Origin of the sequence: Pseudomonas fuscovaginae SE-1, from assembly GCF_000364705.1 — a bacterium.
Classification (GTDB): domain Bacteria; phylum Pseudomonadota; class Gammaproteobacteria; order Pseudomonadales; family Pseudomonadaceae; genus Aquipseudomonas; species Aquipseudomonas fuscovaginae_A.
In genome coordinates this window covers 1-615 of sequence record NZ_AQOH01000400.1, presented here as the reverse complement: position 1 = coordinate 615, position 615 = coordinate 1, and the positions used below count along the sequence as shown (strand labels likewise).

1 protein-coding gene is annotated in these 615 nt (G+C 67.5%); it reads right to left on the bottom strand.

Features of this window, described 5'->3' with window-relative positions:
• Positions 1-615, bottom strand: a 615-nt coding sequence (locus tag K675_RS31730) for a hypothetical protein (protein ID WP_037007429.1), incomplete at both ends; no start/stop codon positions are given.

Here is a 615-nt window from a genome sequence, read left to right as displayed (position 1 = left end):
AGGGTCAGGGCGCTGTTGCTGAACAGCTTGCCACCTTGCTGGTCCAGACCGGTGACGCTGGCGGTCAGGGCCTTGTCGCTGCCGATACGGCCACCCTGGTTGGTCACCTGCCCTGCCGTCAGCGTCAGGCTATCAGCGCTGGTCAGGCCGCCGGTGCCGTTATCGAAGGCACCGGTGGTCACGCCCACCGCGCCCTTGCCGCTGATCACGCCCTGGGCGCTGTTGTCGAGGCTGGCGCTGCTGACGGTGATGCCACTGTCGCTGACCAGGCGTCCACCCTGGTTGATCAGCGCGGCGGTGGCCTTGGCCGTCAGGGTGCCGGCACTGGACAGGCTACCGGCGGTGTTGGTCAGCTTGGCGGCACTGACCTGCAGTTGCCCTTCGCTGCTGACCAGGCCCTGGCTGTTGTCCAGGTCACCGCTGAGCGTGAGGCGGCTGTCCTGGCCGCTGATCAGTTGGCCCTTGGTATTGTCGAGGGTCTGGCCATCGAGTGTCAGGCCGGTCTTGCCCTTGAGCAGGCCCTGGTTGCCGTTGAGGGTCTGGGCGCTGTCTACGGCCAGGGTGGTGTCGGCCAGGACCTTGCCGCCATCGCGGTTGTCCAGGCGGTTGGCGGTG